Here is a 14,549-nt window from a genome sequence, read left to right as displayed (position 1 = left end):
GCAGTTCCCTTCGGGAAAATCAGAAATTAAATAGCTTTCATTGTGCCTTTAGGTAAAACAGCAGCAACGAAATCACGTTTGATAGTTACTTCAGTGTTCTCACTGAGTTCAAGAACAACATAGCCTGTTTCAGAAACTTTGGTTACACGTCCGATCAAACCACCCGTTGTCAAAACTTCATCACCCTTCGTAATGGATTCCATCAGCTTACGGTGCTCTTTAGCACGTTTTTGCTGTGGACGTAGGATCATAAAATAGAAGATCAGGGCGAAAACGACGAGCATAATGACCATCGTGTACGGGCTACCCTGTGCTGGAGCGCCTGCAGATGCCGCTGCTTCAGAAATAAAAAAACTCATTCAACTTTCCTCATTGTTATTGAACGCTATTTAAAACATAAGTACAGCAAGGCTTAATATGCTACACAGATTAAGCCTATTTGGCACTTAAATTCATTCCATATTTAAAGAAGGTTGGCTTTTGCCAATCTTCTGGTAAAAATCTTGGGCAAACAGTTCAAAGTTACCCTCTTCAATCGCTTGACGAATGCCAGCCATCAAACGCTGATAATAACGTAAATTATGAATGGTATTTAGTCTTGCGCCAAGAATTTCATTACAACGGTCGAGATGATGTAAATAAGCTCGGCTATAATGGCGGCAAGTATAACAATCACATTCCGGATCGAGTGTTGAAGTATCTGATTTATACTTCGCATTACGAATTTTTACCACGCCATTAGTGACAAATAAATGTCCATTTCGTGCATTTCGAGTTGGCATCACACAATCGAACATATCGATACCACGGCGTACACCTTCGACTAAATCTTCAGGTTTACCGACACCCATAAGATAACGGGGTTTATCAACTGGAATCTGTGGACATACATGCTCTAAAATACGGTGCATATCTTCTTTTGGCTCACCCACCGCGAGGCCGCCTACAGCGTACCCATCAAAACCAATTTCTACCAGCCCCTTAACCGAAATATCACGTAAATCTTCGTAAACACTCCCTTGGATAATGCCAAACAACGCATTCTTGTTGTTTAATTCGTCAAAACGTTGACGGCTACGCGCGGCCCAACGTAAAGACATCTCCATGGATGTTTTTGCATAATCCCAATCCGCGGGATATGGCGTACACTCATCAAAAATCATGACGATGTCCGAGCCAAGATCGTACTGAATTTCCATCGATTTTTCTGGGCTTAAGAAGACTTTTTCGCCATTGATTGGATTGCGAAAATGCACACCTTCCTCTTTAATTTTACGCATAGCGCCGAGACTAAAGACTTGAAAGCCGCCTGAATCTGTCAAGATCGGCCCTTGCCACTGCATGAAATCATGTAAATCCCCATGCAATTTCATAATCTCTTGCCCTGGGCGTAACCAGAGATGAAAGGTATTCCCAAGTAGGATTTGAGCGCCCGTTTCTTGTACTTCTTCAGGCGTCATTCCCTTGACCGTACCATAGGTACCCACAGGCATAAATGCCGGCGTTTCTACGACTCCGCGTTCAAACACTAAACGACCACGACGTGCATTGCCATCCGTGGTGTGTAATTCATATTTCACGTTTATTTCTCCTAGCACCAGAAAAACAGTCCGATGCTGATATTAACTTTACAGGCTAGTGGCGTTGCCATCGCCTAAATCAAACGACTCTCCAATCTGCTCTAAACGAGCATCGGGATTACGGGTGATAAACATAGCATCACCATAACTAAAGAAACGGTACTGTTGTGCTACCGCTTCTTTGTAAGCTTGCATAGTATGTTGGTATCCTGCAAAGGCAGAAACCAACATAATTAATGTCGATTCTGGTAGATGAAAGTTAGTAATCAACGCATCAATCACTTGATATTCATAACCTGGATAAATAAAGATTTGCGTATCATCAAAAAAAGGTGCGATTAAAGTGTCTTTACTGGCTTGAGCCGCACTTTCCAATGAGCGGACGGATGTCGTTCCTACCGCAATAACGCGATTACCTCGGGCCTTACAAGCCAATACCGCATCGACAACATCTTGGGGAACTTCCGCATATTCTGAATGCATGACATGATCTTCAATGGTATCGACTCGCACGGGCTGGAACGTACCTGCACCTACATGCAATGTGACAAACGCCATTTCCACACCTTTTTCACGCAATGCTTCCAGCAAAGGCTCATCAAAATGTAATCCCGCTGTTGGTGCCGCAACAGCACCAGGGCGCTGACTATAAACAGTTTGATATAATTCTTTATCGGCTTCTTCGTCTGGACGATCGATATAAGGAGGTAACGGCATATGACCAATTTGATTGAGGATACTCAGCACGTCACGCTCATCATCAAATTGCACTTCAAACAATGTATCATGACGAGCGACCATGGTCGCCTTGACGCTTTCGTCTTCACCTAAAATCAGCTCAGCACCTTCTTTTGGTGCTTTAGAAGCTCTGATATGCGCAAGCACGCGGTGCTCATCTAACATTCTTTCAACGAGCATTTCGATTTTACCACCACTCGCCTTACGGCCAAATAGCCTTGCTGGAATAACACGAGTATTGTTAAAAACGAGCAAGTCACCCGGCTCCAATTTCTCAAGAATATCGGTAAAAATGCCATGCGTGAGCTGCCCCGTTGGGCCATCAAGGCTAAGCAGCCTGCATGCGCTTCGCTGCGCTTGAGGATAGTGGGCAATTAATTCTTCAGGTAACTCAAAAGTAAAATCAGAAACACGCATTGTCTTAACTTCAATCTAAAAAAACAGGCGACTAGTCTAGTGCTGAGCACTCAAAGGCGCAAGAAATAAGCGTATTTTTGCTGAAAAAACTCCCCACATTTAACAAATATTTAGCAAAGTAGCCCTATTCCCTGTTTCTCTAAAGGGGCTATTATCGTTCTCTTTTGTTCGTCAATACCTAATGACAAAGCGGCTTACCACTCATTGACACTGCAAAACAGATAACCGTAGGTAGCTCAAACAATGTTTAAACAACGAACATCACTATAATTTGTTAAGCATCAGGTATATGATAAGGATCATGAACTTTCTCGCTCATTTACACTTGGCTTATACCGCTAACTCCTCATTACTCGGCAATATCATGGCTGATTTTGTACGTGGCAACCCTGAAGGCCTGTATGCGCCAGATGTTGTTGCGGGTATCATGATGCACCGAGCTGTTGATAAGGCAACGGATTCGCACCCTTTGGTCAAAGAGGCGCGTCTGCTATTCAGAACGGATTACCGGCGAGTCGCACCAATCACGTTAGATCTCGTATGGGATCATTTTCTGTCTTTGCATTGGTCTAAGGTTGAACCGCATATTAACCTAACTGACTTTATTCATTATGCTCGCCATCAAATAGAGCCAAACCTCTCCCATACTCCTGAAAAGTTTCAGGAGCTGAATGAGTTTCTTTGGCCGCAGCACTGGCTAACGCGCTATGCAGATAAAGCCTACATTGGTAAATCATTAAATGGTATGGCTCGCAGACGACCAAAATTACAAGCACTTAGTGGTTCATATGACGATTTTTTATTGCAATATGCGCAACTTGAAAAAATTTTTTTCCAGTTTTACCCGCAAATGATGGCGCTTGTGAAAAACTCACGCTTTTCTTAGACACCCTCATGCCATGACAAGCCGTTACATGATTTCGCAAAAATAATAGCCATAAATGAATGTTCGATTAAAACGTTTCCCGAACGGATTTTGCATTCACCCAATGAGTTACCTGCCCCGTTTTACTATCAAAATCAGAATCTAAACATTGAGCCTTAGAAAGGTAATCACTGCCTCTTGAGATCCCAATACCGTGATAGCCATAGATGCGAGCTTCTGGCACGACTTTTTGGGCTTCTATTTTGGCGTGAGCAGCTAGTGAATGAGTATGATTTTTATCAATTCGCTTTTTTTGTGTTAATTGGTTAAATGAGTCAAGTCTCTCAGCATCGGCGCTTTCACAAGCAGTCAATTTAATTTTTACATTGCTGGCGATTTTATTGCCTAGTGATGCATAGATTTCCTTCATCACATCTGCAATATGTTTTTGCCGACAACCTATTTTGCTCGTTTCATAGAGATAAGGCTGCCCTGCTTCACCATGCCCAATAACATAAATTGTGTCTATTTTTTGTGATGACTTTAACTCTAACTGCAATTGGTTCAATGCCTTATATTCCCCCAATACAGTCACTGCATTCTTATTGAGCGCTATACCACCTTGTAAAATCGCATCATGTATCGTTGCAAGCCCATGCTCTGCAATTAAAGGAGTCAATTTTTGGTCATAAACAGCCCCATTCTTTAACTTTCCCTGTAGCTCACTTTTTTTAAATTCCCTCACCGATTCTTGCAGCATCGGACGCAATAATTTCGAGCTCAATAAGGGTAATGCGGCTTTATTTTTCAAAACTCTAGGTGTATTGATTCTCAATGCTTGGCAAATCATATCTTGATGACCAAATGGACTATAAATAACCGCATTCTTCGAGGGTAAACTAAACGTCTCATTATTATTTTTTAATTTAATGATATTCGGCGCGACGGATAAGGTATTACTGACCACCATAGTATTGTGATATCCGCGGCTCCTAACGGTCGCGTTTTGACTCACCTGATTCACAGGTTTAGCCGTTGGACGGTGGCTTTTTGTCTGAGCGATGTGGGCGCTTTTGGGCGTCATAACAGACTCTGAGACTATTTTACCAATCATTCGTATACCTCTATGCTTCGCTAATGTATTTTTATCAATAAATTAAACTGCTAATAAATTCAGCATCAGACATAGTAGAAGCAATCAAGAACTGAATGATTTCATAAAACGCGGCTATGACGTAATTCAAGAGTAGAAAAGAGTCACAACATCAATAAATATCATCTATCAATATTAATTTAGTTATAAAGATCAATAAATTAAAAAACCTATTAATATCAATGCAAAATTTAAGCTTGCACTTCACAACAATCAAACTATCTTATTGTTATTAATCTGATAAATTGTTACAATCAATAGGTAAAAACTATCACAACGATTGGTATTTATACCTTTATTCTTTGTAGGGAATTTCATATTCTCTCTTGAGATATAGCCCAAATATTTTGAGCTGCTTGTAGGCGGAAAATAACCACGCCCCCTAACAGCACCATTGAGTGCGCAGGGAGTTTAGTGAACCCCACACCTAAGCAGTTTACATTATTATGGGTATAAAACCTTTAATTAACACTCATAGGAGTAAATTATGGTTCTGGTAACACGTCAAGCCCCTGATTTTACCGCAGCAGCTGTTCTAGGTAACGGTGAAATTGTTGATAACTTCAACCTGAAAAAACACCTAAACGGCCGCCCAGCAGTGATCTTCTTCTGGCCAATGGACTTCACTTTCGTTTGCCCTTCTGAGTTGATCGCATTCGATCATCGTTATGATGAATTCAAAAAACGCGGCGTTGAAATCGTTGGTGTTTCTTTTGACTCTGAATTCGTTCACAACGCATGGCGTAAAACACCGGTTGATAACGGTGGTATTGGTGAAGTTAAATACCCAATGGTTGCTGATATCAAACGCGAAATTATGAAAGCTTACGGCATTGAACACCCAGAAGCAGGTGTTGCTCTGCGTGGTTCTTTCTTAGTCGATAAAAATGGTGTTGTTCGCCACCAAGTCGTTAACGACCTGCCACTAGGCCGTAACATCGATGAAATGCTGCGTATGGTTGATGCGCTGCAATTCCACGAAGAGCACGGTGATGTTTGCCCAGCTCAGTGGGAAAAAGGTAAAGAAGGTATGAATGCATCTCCTAAAGGTGTTGCAGACTACCTGACTAAAAACGCAACGGGTCTGTAATTAGATCTTTTCAGTTTTTATGGGCCAGCATAATTTTATGCTGGCCTTTTAGGTATCGTTCTCATTTTCCCTGTTATTTCCTTCTGTTTTTTCTTCCTTTTTTAAATATCTCAGACCAGAAAATTCTCAATTGAAGATAAAAAACCATATATCAAATGATATATAGCGCCTCATACTTTCATGTGGTGAATATTTATAATATGGTTACATTTATCAACAAATAGTTACATTCACTATTGAATAAGCCTTATTGAATTTAATGATATTTTTGGGGTAAGTCTGTTAATCATCTATATCTCGATACGTAAATTATTTTTATATCAAATAGTTACAAAAATATCGTCATCATAGTCGTTATAATGATCTTTATAACAGCAATAAATATACGTAAGTCGATTAGGATAGGAATACAATGAAATTTAAAATGTTAGCTTCTCTTGCTATTGCAGCGACTTTCCTCGCTGGCTGCGATAATAACCAAACTGCTTCTGAAAGTAATTTCAAAAAGTCTATTCAAGATTATCTCGATACTAAACCGGCTATTTGTATTAATACAGGAGCCTTTCCTGCGGGGTTTTTAGCACAATCAAATGCGACAAAAATAGAACAATTAAACAGTTTAGTTGATGCTGGGCTATTAAATAAATCAGAAAAAGAAATTGTCATCAAGGATATGTGGGGCAAAGAAAAATCAGGTGAGGGCGTTGAATTTACACTGACTAATGAAGGTCAAAAATTCTTTGATGAAACCAAGGCTGAATTTTCAGGACGCGGGAGTTTCTGTACAGGTAAACTCGTTGTAACGGAAGTGACCAACTTTACTGAGCCAGCTGAACGTGGCGGGCAAAAAATTTCTATCGCTAACTTCAAACAAAAAATTGAAGATGTTGCGCCATGGGCTAAAAATGAAAAAGTCATCGCCGCATACCCACAAATCAAATCAGCCCAAGAACGCGCTGAAAAATCGCAGCAATCACCACTAGTGCTGACGAACAATGGTTGGATCCACATCGCATTATTCAATGCAAAATAAGTTAACTCACTTCGGTAGAGCTCTCGCCTAGGGCTCTACTCTTCCCTTCTCTAGGCTCGAGAATAAAATTTATTTCCTCTCATTTTAATCATATTCTCATACCGATCTCTCGGCCTGCTCATCTATTTTGTGCTATACATAAAATACACAATTGATTAACAAATCGACCCATTTAGTCATTTGTGTTACACAACATCATAATAACCCTATACTATTTTAATTATCGGGAGATACGAATGATAAAAACATCATGGCGCCCTTCTGCCTTATTACTTTCGCTACTTATCTCACCTCAGCTGTTTGCAGCCTCAGAGCCAGCAGTGGAAGCCAAAAAAGGGATGGTGGTATCTTCCCAGCACTTAGCCTCTCAAATTGGCGCTGATATTCTTAATTCAGGTGGGAATGCTGTCGATGCTGCCGTGGCTGTAGGTTACGCTCAAGCGGTCGTAAACCCATGCTGCGGTAATATTGGTGGAGGCGGTTTTATGACTCTCCACCTTGCTGATGGTAAAGATATTTTTATCAATTTCCGTGAAACTGCCCCTGATGCGGCTAGCGCCAATATGTACTTAGATAACAATGGCAACTTAATAGAAGGCGCAAGTCTTTACGGTTACTTAGCATCTGGCGTCCCCGGAACAGTAAAAGGGCTTGATTACGCGCTCGAAAAATACGGTTCAATGAGCCGCCAGCAAGTGATGGCACCCGCCATTAAATTAGCCCGAGAGGGCTTTGTTTTAACACGGGCGGATACCGATGTTCTCGATACAACCACTGAACGATTTAAGCAGGACCCTGAAGTCGCGCGTATCTTTTTAAAACCGGATGGTAGCCCTTTCCAACCCGGTGATTTGCTCGTTCAAACTGACCTAGCAAATACCCTCGAAAAAATTGCTAAAGAAGGCCCTAGCGCCTTTTATGAAGGAGAGATCCCGAAAATTGTTGAGGAAGCATCGAAAAAGAACGGCGGAATACTCACCGCTAAAGATTTCGCTAATTATACAATCACCGATACCACCCCTGTTAGCTGTACCTATCGCGGCTATAAGTTCATTTCAGCACCGCCACCAAGCTCAGGGGGAGTGACGATCTGCCAAACGCTCAACATCTTAGAAGGCTATGACCTCAAAGAAATGGGTTTTAACTCGGCAGAATATATCCATACACTAACTGAAGCGATGCGCCATGCCTATATGGATAGAAATACCTTCTTAGGCGACCCTGCCTTCGTTAAGAATCCAACGGATAAATTGTTAAGTAAAGCCTACGCTGACGAGCTACGCAAAGAGATCAAACCAGGTCAAGCGACACCATCAACACAAGTGCAGCCGGGTGTCGGGCCTCACGAAAAACCTGAAACCACTCACTACTCTGTGGTCGATGATAAAGGCAATGCGGTATCCACGACTTATACCATTAATGGTCGCTTCGGTTCTGTAGTCATCCCACCGGGTACGGGCTTTTTCTTAAATGATGAAATGGATGATTTCACGACTAAAGTTGGTGAAAAAAATCTGTATGGATTAGTCCAAGGGGAAAGAAATTCGATTGCTCCGGGTAAACGACCATTGTCATCAATGAGCCCAACCATCGTGACAAAAGATAGCAATGTATACCTTGTGCTAGGCTCTCCTGGCGGCTCACGGATCATATCCATCACATTACAAACTGCATTGAACATTATCGACCATGGCATGCCTCCTCAAGAAGCCGTTAATGCACCACGTATTCATCATCAATGGTTACCAGACGAGGTTTACTATGAAGAACGAGGAGTATCTAAAGATAGCTTAGCCTTACTCGATAAAATGGGCTATAAAATGGTTGAACAAACGCCATGGGGAGCTGCTGAGCTAATTATGGTGCCTGTGCCGGATGCGAAAGGCGCTAAAACAGACTCCTCAGGTAATGACGCAGCCGTCTCAGGTAAAGTTCGCCAAGGCTATATTTACGGTTCCAACGATGTTCGCCGTCCAGCAGGAAGTGCTGTTGGCGTGAATTAATCTTCTCCAAAAAAGCGGGAGCCATCCCGCTTTAGACTGCTGCCAAACCTATTATGTTTGGCAGCAAGTCGAATAGGTTATTGAAAATAAACGAGGAAAATCAATTTATTGATTTTCGGCTGATAACACAAAGTGGGGAAAAACCACGCTTTTATCCCACTTTGTCAACAACCTCAAGCGGGAGCCATCCCGCTTTTTAATATTAGAGATCAGAACATCCCTTTGCGGTTATTGATTCATCTTCCAAGAGGAACGTGTCTCTTTTTTTGAAAGACGCTTATTCAGCGTTTCATATAATTCCATAATATACAATTAACAAAGGAATTATTATGATCAACACATTTCCAAAAAACGAGGCTCCTTCCGCCCTTGTTTTCACTAATCATAATACTCGCTCAACGAAAAGTTCAGCAGACTCATCCCCTCAGAGATTACAGCCCAACCACGTTGACAGTATCAGCAATACAAATGAATCTTATACATTCCCATTAAATGGCCGTTTTATTCATTTTAATAAAGAAAAATTACTGACTGATTATCAACAGCATAGCAATTCCGAATTAATAAAAGGTGTTAGACGTGAACTTAAGGCACAACTTAAAAGTGTCAATAAATTAGATAGACTTAAACACCCGCAAAGAACCCTTAGAATGATGGATATACTCTCACACTTAAAACAACCGAAGAGTCATCAAGAAGGAAAAATTCATTCGCGATATCAATCAAACAACCAAATCGTTCAAATCCTGATGGAAGAAGGACGTCAGCAACATGCTCAGCTGGAAAGATCACTCGCTATAGCTAGGACTATCAATACAGCAGTGTGTGCTACGATTGAAGAATGGAGAGCCAATCACCAATCTACGGCCATTACGCTGACACCCGTAGAAATCGAACAAATAAAAAGTAAAGTGTTAGATGCGGTGATAACCAAATTTGAATTAACCGATGAACATATTAATTTAAAAGATAGTTCTCCCTACACCGCATATCATGTCGCAATGAATTCATATAATAAGGCGATTAAAACCATCGATTTTAATACACAAGGGCTCACAGAAAGCCAAAAGCGTGAAAATGCACAAAATATGACAAAAGAGATCAATACCATCATCACAACCCTTGGCAATAACATTATCAACCATGTGATGACAGAATTTGAAAACGGTAAGGTGTTCAATCTTCATAAAATTAAGCAGTACGCTTCAGAGGTCACCCAAGAACAGCTCAATCATCTAGCGCCTTGCGCCTCAACAAAATCAACAGCGAATATTCCTCAACCAACACAGCTTCAGTTCTCAACATACGGTATTCATGGGGAATATGATGAAATAACTGACGTGTAAGTCAATTTTACCGATAGCTTATATTTAACAGTAAAAAGGAGCCTAATGGCTCCTTTTTACTGTGAATCCTTTCGTCATTAAACAGGTTTATGCGCCTTACTTGGCTCAATCATTCGGTCACACACTGCCGCGACAGCTAACACAATCACAGAGGGCAACAGCCACGCTAAATCTTGCTGATATAGTGGGATAGCCGTCATCCAATCAGGAATATAGGTTTTCAAATGCTCAGAAGCTTTGGCAGCCCCCACTAACCCAACAATAAAACTGGTTAACATCGTAGGAGCAATGACCACACTTGGATTACGCCACCATTTCAATGTGAAGCTGAGTAAGATCAAAACAATACATGGAGGATAAATCGCGACAAGCACAGGCACTGAAAAGGCAATCAATTTACTCAAACCAAGGTTAGAGACCACCATGGAAAACACCCCCAGTATGAGTACTAATGTGCGATAAGAAATGGGGACATATCGACTAAAGAACTCTGCGCAAGCACAAGTCAGCCCAACAGCAGTCACCATACAGGCAACAAAAATCAGTACCGCAAGGAAAAAGCTACCGTAATTACCAAATGTATACTGAACATAGGCATGCAAAATATCCGCACCATCCTGTGGGTTTGGGATAATAGAAGCGCTATTTTCGCCCAATTTAAATAGGGATAGATAAACCAGTGTCAACAATAGACCCGCAATCAAACCTGCCCACATGGTATAGCGCGTCAACAACGACGAATTCTCAATACCGCGTGAACGGGCTGCATTAACGATAACGATACCGAACACCATTGCACCCAATGTGTCCATCGTTAGATAACCGTTAATGAAACCATTCGAAAATGCCATCTCTCGATATTCATCCGTTGATGGTATTGGTTGACCCGCTGGCCACAATACTGCCGCAACCCCTAAAATGGCCAAAGCAAGCATTTTGACCGGTGCCAATATATGCCCAACACTATCTAATAACTTGCCTGGATACAGTGAAATACCAATAACCAAAACAAAGTAAATTGCGCTGTAAATCAATAATGAGATGTCAGATTCACCACCCAATAATGGTGCAATACCCACTTTATAAGACACTGTAGCAGTACGTGGCGTGGCAAATAAAGGTCCCACAGAGAGGTAAGCGACAACCGCTAGCAATAAGCCTGCTGTTTTTCCTACTGGAGTACTCAGTGCCTCAATGCCCCCTCCAACTTTGGCTAATGCCACGACCGTTAAAACGGGGAGACCGACACCTGTAACAAGGAACCCTAATGCAGCCGTCCAAACTTGTTCACCTGCTTGTAAACCAACCATAGGCGGAAATATGATATTTCCAGCCCCCACAAAAAGCGCAAAGGTCATAAAACCTAAAGCAAGAATATCTCTGGATGTTAAACGATGAGCCATATTTTATGTTGAATCTATGTAACAATGTTAATAAATATAGAGTCACTAATAAGTAACTCTTTGAATTATAAGTGGCGGTATAGAATTCTAATTAACAAGATGATAAACAATACAATCTGTATGTTTTATCACATCAGGCAAGATTAAAAATCAAAAAACAGAAAAAATCGCCAATAACTGGCTACAAGTAAAACTTTTATAGGGAAAAAAGGCAAGAGCAAAGCGAAAAACAAGAATAAAACTCTAAAGTATTTTTTATAACTAGTGATTACTGTCAGTAAAGTAACAATATGCGCTATATGATTTGAATAAAAAACAACCAATAAACACTCAACTCTCCTTCGAGTTTAATGATATCTAATTCGAGATTGCTAGATAAAAATAGGCATTTCTGTAGTAATTGAGTATGTTTTTAATATAAATCAATGGAATATAGAAACATTGCCTCATATACCGAAAGAACGCCTAATATATAAAGACTGGCTTTCTAGAGTACAAGAACAGTAAAAGCGGCTGTATGCCGCTTCAGACGGCTGACAAACCTATGATGTTTGGCGACAAGTCGAGTAGGTTTTGAAAATAAACGAGGAAATCAATTTATTGATTTTCGGCTGATAACACAAAGCGGGAAAAACTACGTTTTTATCCCACTTTGTCAACAACCTCAAGCGGCTGTATGCCGCTTTTAGTCGGGTAATCATGACCTCTTTATGCTGTTTTATTCGCCTTTTTATCTACGACAATTAACACTGGCGGTAAGGTAAATGAGAATTCACTCCCCTTGCCTAACTGACTGGTTATCACTAACTGGCTGTTATGATGCTGCAAAGCATGCTTAACGATAGCAAGACCTAATCCCGTCCCCCCACCAGTTTGGCGAGACCTCGCTTTATCAACACGATAAAAACGTTCCGTTAAGCGAGGAATATGCTCTGCGGGGATCCCTGCACCATTATCTGTCACACTAAAGCGCGCGCCATTATGTGTTTTTTGCCAACCTACACGAATTGTCGTCCCTTCCGGTGTGTGCATAATGGCATTATAGACAAGGTTCGCTACCGCACTACGTAATTGCTCTTCATTACCATAAACACGTAACTTTTCATCCACTGAAAATACCAATTGCTGTCGGCCTTGGCTTAAACTTATTGCCTCCTGCTCTATCATTTTTAAAATGACCGGAATATTCACTTGTTCATCTAAATTGATATGAGGCGCGACTTCAATACGAGATAATTGCAGTAATTGTTTCACTAAATTATCCATCCGATGTGCTTGCTCTTGCATCACCATCAAGGCTTTTTTATTTGCCGGAGAAGTATTTTCTTGGTCTTCCAATACTTCAAGATAACCTTGAATGACTGTCAACGGTGTCCGTAGCTCATGACTAACGTTCGCAAAGAAATCTCTACGCGATTTTTCTAAGCGACGCTTTTCAGTGACATCACGAGCCACCATTAGGAGCTGGTCTTCGCTATAAGGCAAGATACGAAATTCGACAATAGCGCCACTGTTTAACTCTATCGTTAACGCTTGCTCATAATTTTGTAACGTGAAATACCGACTAAAGTCAGGATAGCGCAATAAATTAAAAATAGGTTGCCCGCTATCTTCCGGCCAACGAAAACCTAATAGGTGCTGGGCATGCCGATTACACCAAAAAATGTTACCTTCAAGAGTCATCATCACAACCGCATCCGGTAAAGACTCTGCCCCACTGCGAAAGCGTTTAATCAATTGGCCTAATTCACGACGGCGTTTACGGTTTCGTTGTTGAAGTTGGTAGATGCCATAAAATATGGGTTCCCACCCCCCTTTGCCATCAGGTGGAAGCATACTGCGATCAAGCCATAACCAATATGAAAGCTTCATCAGGTTATAGCTATGCCAAATTAAGGCCGCCGCCAATGAAATCACTAAAAGCCATGCTAGATGGCCGATGAAAATAGACAATATTAAGGCTGGTAAGATAAATAAAAACAGCCCCCAAACTAGCTGCTTCCATGATAAGCGTTCAAGCAAACTGGAATCTCCTGTTATTTCTCAGTAGCGCACTGAAAAGCGATAGCCAGTGCCACGAACCGTTTGAACCATTTTATCATGCCCTTCCGTCTCTAATGCTTTTCTGAGACGACGAATATGAACATCAACCGTTCTATCTTCAACATACACATTCGCCCCCCACACATAATTGAGTAACTGTTCACGGCTATATACGCGTTCGGGGTGAGTCATAAAGAAATGCAATAATTTATATTCCGTTGGCCCCATATCAATAGGCACATCGTTACTGCTAACGCGGTGAGACGTTGGGTCGAGTGTTAACCCATTCATTTCAATAATATCTTCAGTCGCCATTGGCGAAATACGGCGTAAAATGGCTTTTACTCGCGCGACTAACTCTTTAGGCGAAAAAGGCTTGATTAGATAGTCATCTGCACCAACTTCCAATCCCTTTACGCGATCTTCTTCTTCTCCCCTTGCTGTTAGCATCATCACAGGAACATCGCGAGTATCACTGTCACGTTTCATGTGCTTAATCACTTGAATACCGGATCCGCCTGGGATCATCCAATCCAATAGAACTAGGTCAGGTAATGGGTCAACCAACTGCGCAATCGCGGAATCATAATCATCAGCTTCAATAGACTGAAAACCATTCTGCTCCAGTACAAAACAAACCATTTCTCGGATGGGCGCTTCATCTTCAACAACTAGAATGCGTCTTGCCATGATTAATCCTGTAAATAAGAAGAGATTATTAAAAGTGAAACCATTATGCGTCACTTTTATGACAGAATTATGAATCCTGTCATCCAATGACACGACTCTTTTCTATATTAGTGGTAAATTGTCATTTTAGTGAAATAAACTTGTCATACATAATGCCGTGAATGGATTTATCTTCATACGGCATCATC

General features: G+C 41.2%; 12 protein-coding genes. 5 read left to right on the top strand and 7 right to left on the bottom strand.

Annotation, left to right across the window (positions count from 1 at the left end; translation table 11 throughout):
• Positions 1-26: 26 nt before the first annotated feature.
• The 3 genes from yajC to queA all read right to left on the bottom strand — a co-directional run bounded on the left by yajC (position 27) and on the right by queA (position 2,735).
• The gene (yajC, locus tag P2E05_RS03700; protein WP_004905542.1) at positions 27-359 is read right to left on the bottom strand and encodes a preprotein translocase subunit YajC; all 333 of its coding nucleotides are present in this window, start codon (positions 357-359) and stop codon (positions 27-29) included.
• 93 nt (positions 360-452) lie between these two features.
• Positions 453-1,580: a tRNA guanosine(34) transglycosylase Tgt gene (gene tgt / locus P2E05_RS03695; protein ID WP_272657655.1), complete on the bottom strand. Its 1,128-nt coding sequence runs from the start codon at positions 1,578-1,580 to the stop codon at positions 453-455.
• 48 nt (positions 1,581-1,628) lie between these two features.
• Positions 1,629-2,735 (bottom strand): tRNA preQ1(34) S-adenosylmethionine ribosyltransferase-isomerase QueA, encoded by a 1,107-nt coding sequence (gene queA, locus P2E05_RS03690; RefSeq protein WP_154624261.1) that lies wholly within the window; start codon positions 2,733-2,735, stop codon positions 1,629-1,631.
• Between the two features lie 301 nt (positions 2,736-3,036).
• Here queA and P2E05_RS03685 point away from each other — a divergent pair, with 301 nt between their 5' ends.
• On the top strand, positions 3,037-3,621 hold the full coding sequence (locus P2E05_RS03685) for an ACP phosphodiesterase (RefSeq protein ID WP_154624262.1): 585 nt from the start codon (positions 3,037-3,039) through the stop codon (positions 3,619-3,621).
• Positions 3,622-3,688: 67 nt separating this feature from the next.
• Here P2E05_RS03685 and P2E05_RS03680 read toward each other — a convergent pair whose 3' ends face one another.
• Positions 3,689-4,714: a hypothetical protein gene (locus P2E05_RS03680; RefSeq protein ID WP_272657656.1), complete on the bottom strand. Its 1,026-nt coding sequence runs from the start codon at positions 4,712-4,714 to the stop codon at positions 3,689-3,691.
• A gap of 526 nt (positions 4,715-5,240) precedes the next feature.
• On the opposite strand from P2E05_RS03680, the gene P2E05_RS03675 reads away from it, so the two are divergent.
• From P2E05_RS03675 to P2E05_RS03660, 4 genes are all read left to right on the top strand, one after another.
• Positions 5,241-5,843, top strand: a complete 603-nt coding sequence (locus P2E05_RS03675; protein ID WP_154624264.1) for a peroxiredoxin C — start codon at positions 5,241-5,243, stop codon at positions 5,841-5,843.
• 412 nt (positions 5,844-6,255) lie between these two features.
• Positions 6,256-6,876 carry a hypothetical protein gene (locus tag P2E05_RS03670; protein ID WP_163860704.1) on the top strand — a complete coding sequence of 207 codons (621 nt, stop codon included), beginning with the start codon at positions 6,256-6,258 and terminating at the stop codon, positions 6,874-6,876.
• A 236-nt stretch (positions 6,877-7,112) separates the two neighbouring features.
• Complete coding sequence (gene ggt / locus P2E05_RS03665; protein WP_272657657.1) at positions 7,113-8,879, top strand: gamma-glutamyltransferase; 1,767 nt, start codon at positions 7,113-7,115, stop codon at positions 8,877-8,879.
• Between the two features lie 329 nt (positions 8,880-9,208).
• Complete coding sequence (locus P2E05_RS03660) at positions 9,209-10,225, top strand: hypothetical protein (RefSeq protein WP_272657658.1); 1,017 nt, start codon at positions 9,209-9,211, stop codon at positions 10,223-10,225.
• A 77-nt stretch (positions 10,226-10,302) separates the two neighbouring features.
• On the opposite strand, the gene brnQ is transcribed toward P2E05_RS03660, so the two are convergent.
• The 3 genes from brnQ to phoB all read right to left on the bottom strand — a co-directional run bounded on the left by brnQ (position 10,303) and on the right by phoB (position 14,361).
• A complete protein-coding gene (gene brnQ / locus P2E05_RS03655; RefSeq protein WP_154624268.1) occupies positions 10,303-11,628 on the bottom strand; it encodes a branched-chain amino acid transport system II carrier protein in 1,326 nt (441 codons plus the stop codon).
• 708 nt (positions 11,629-12,336) lie between these two features.
• Entirely contained in the window at positions 12,337-13,650 is a 1,314-nt protein-coding gene (gene phoR / locus P2E05_RS03650) for a phosphate regulon sensor histidine kinase PhoR (protein ID WP_154624269.1), read from the bottom strand.
• A 21-nt stretch (positions 13,651-13,671) separates the two neighbouring features.
• Positions 13,672-14,361: a phosphate regulon transcriptional regulator PhoB gene (gene phoB, locus P2E05_RS03645; RefSeq protein WP_154624270.1), complete on the bottom strand. Its 690-nt coding sequence runs from the start codon at positions 14,359-14,361 to the stop codon at positions 13,672-13,674.
• Positions 14,362-14,549: the final 188 nt, after the last annotated feature.

Origin of the sequence: Providencia stuartii (assembly GCF_029277985.1) — a bacterium.
GTDB lineage: Bacteria > Pseudomonadota > Gammaproteobacteria > Enterobacterales > Enterobacteriaceae > Providencia > Providencia zhejiangensis.
This window is presented reverse-complemented; position numbering and strand designations above follow the sequence as displayed.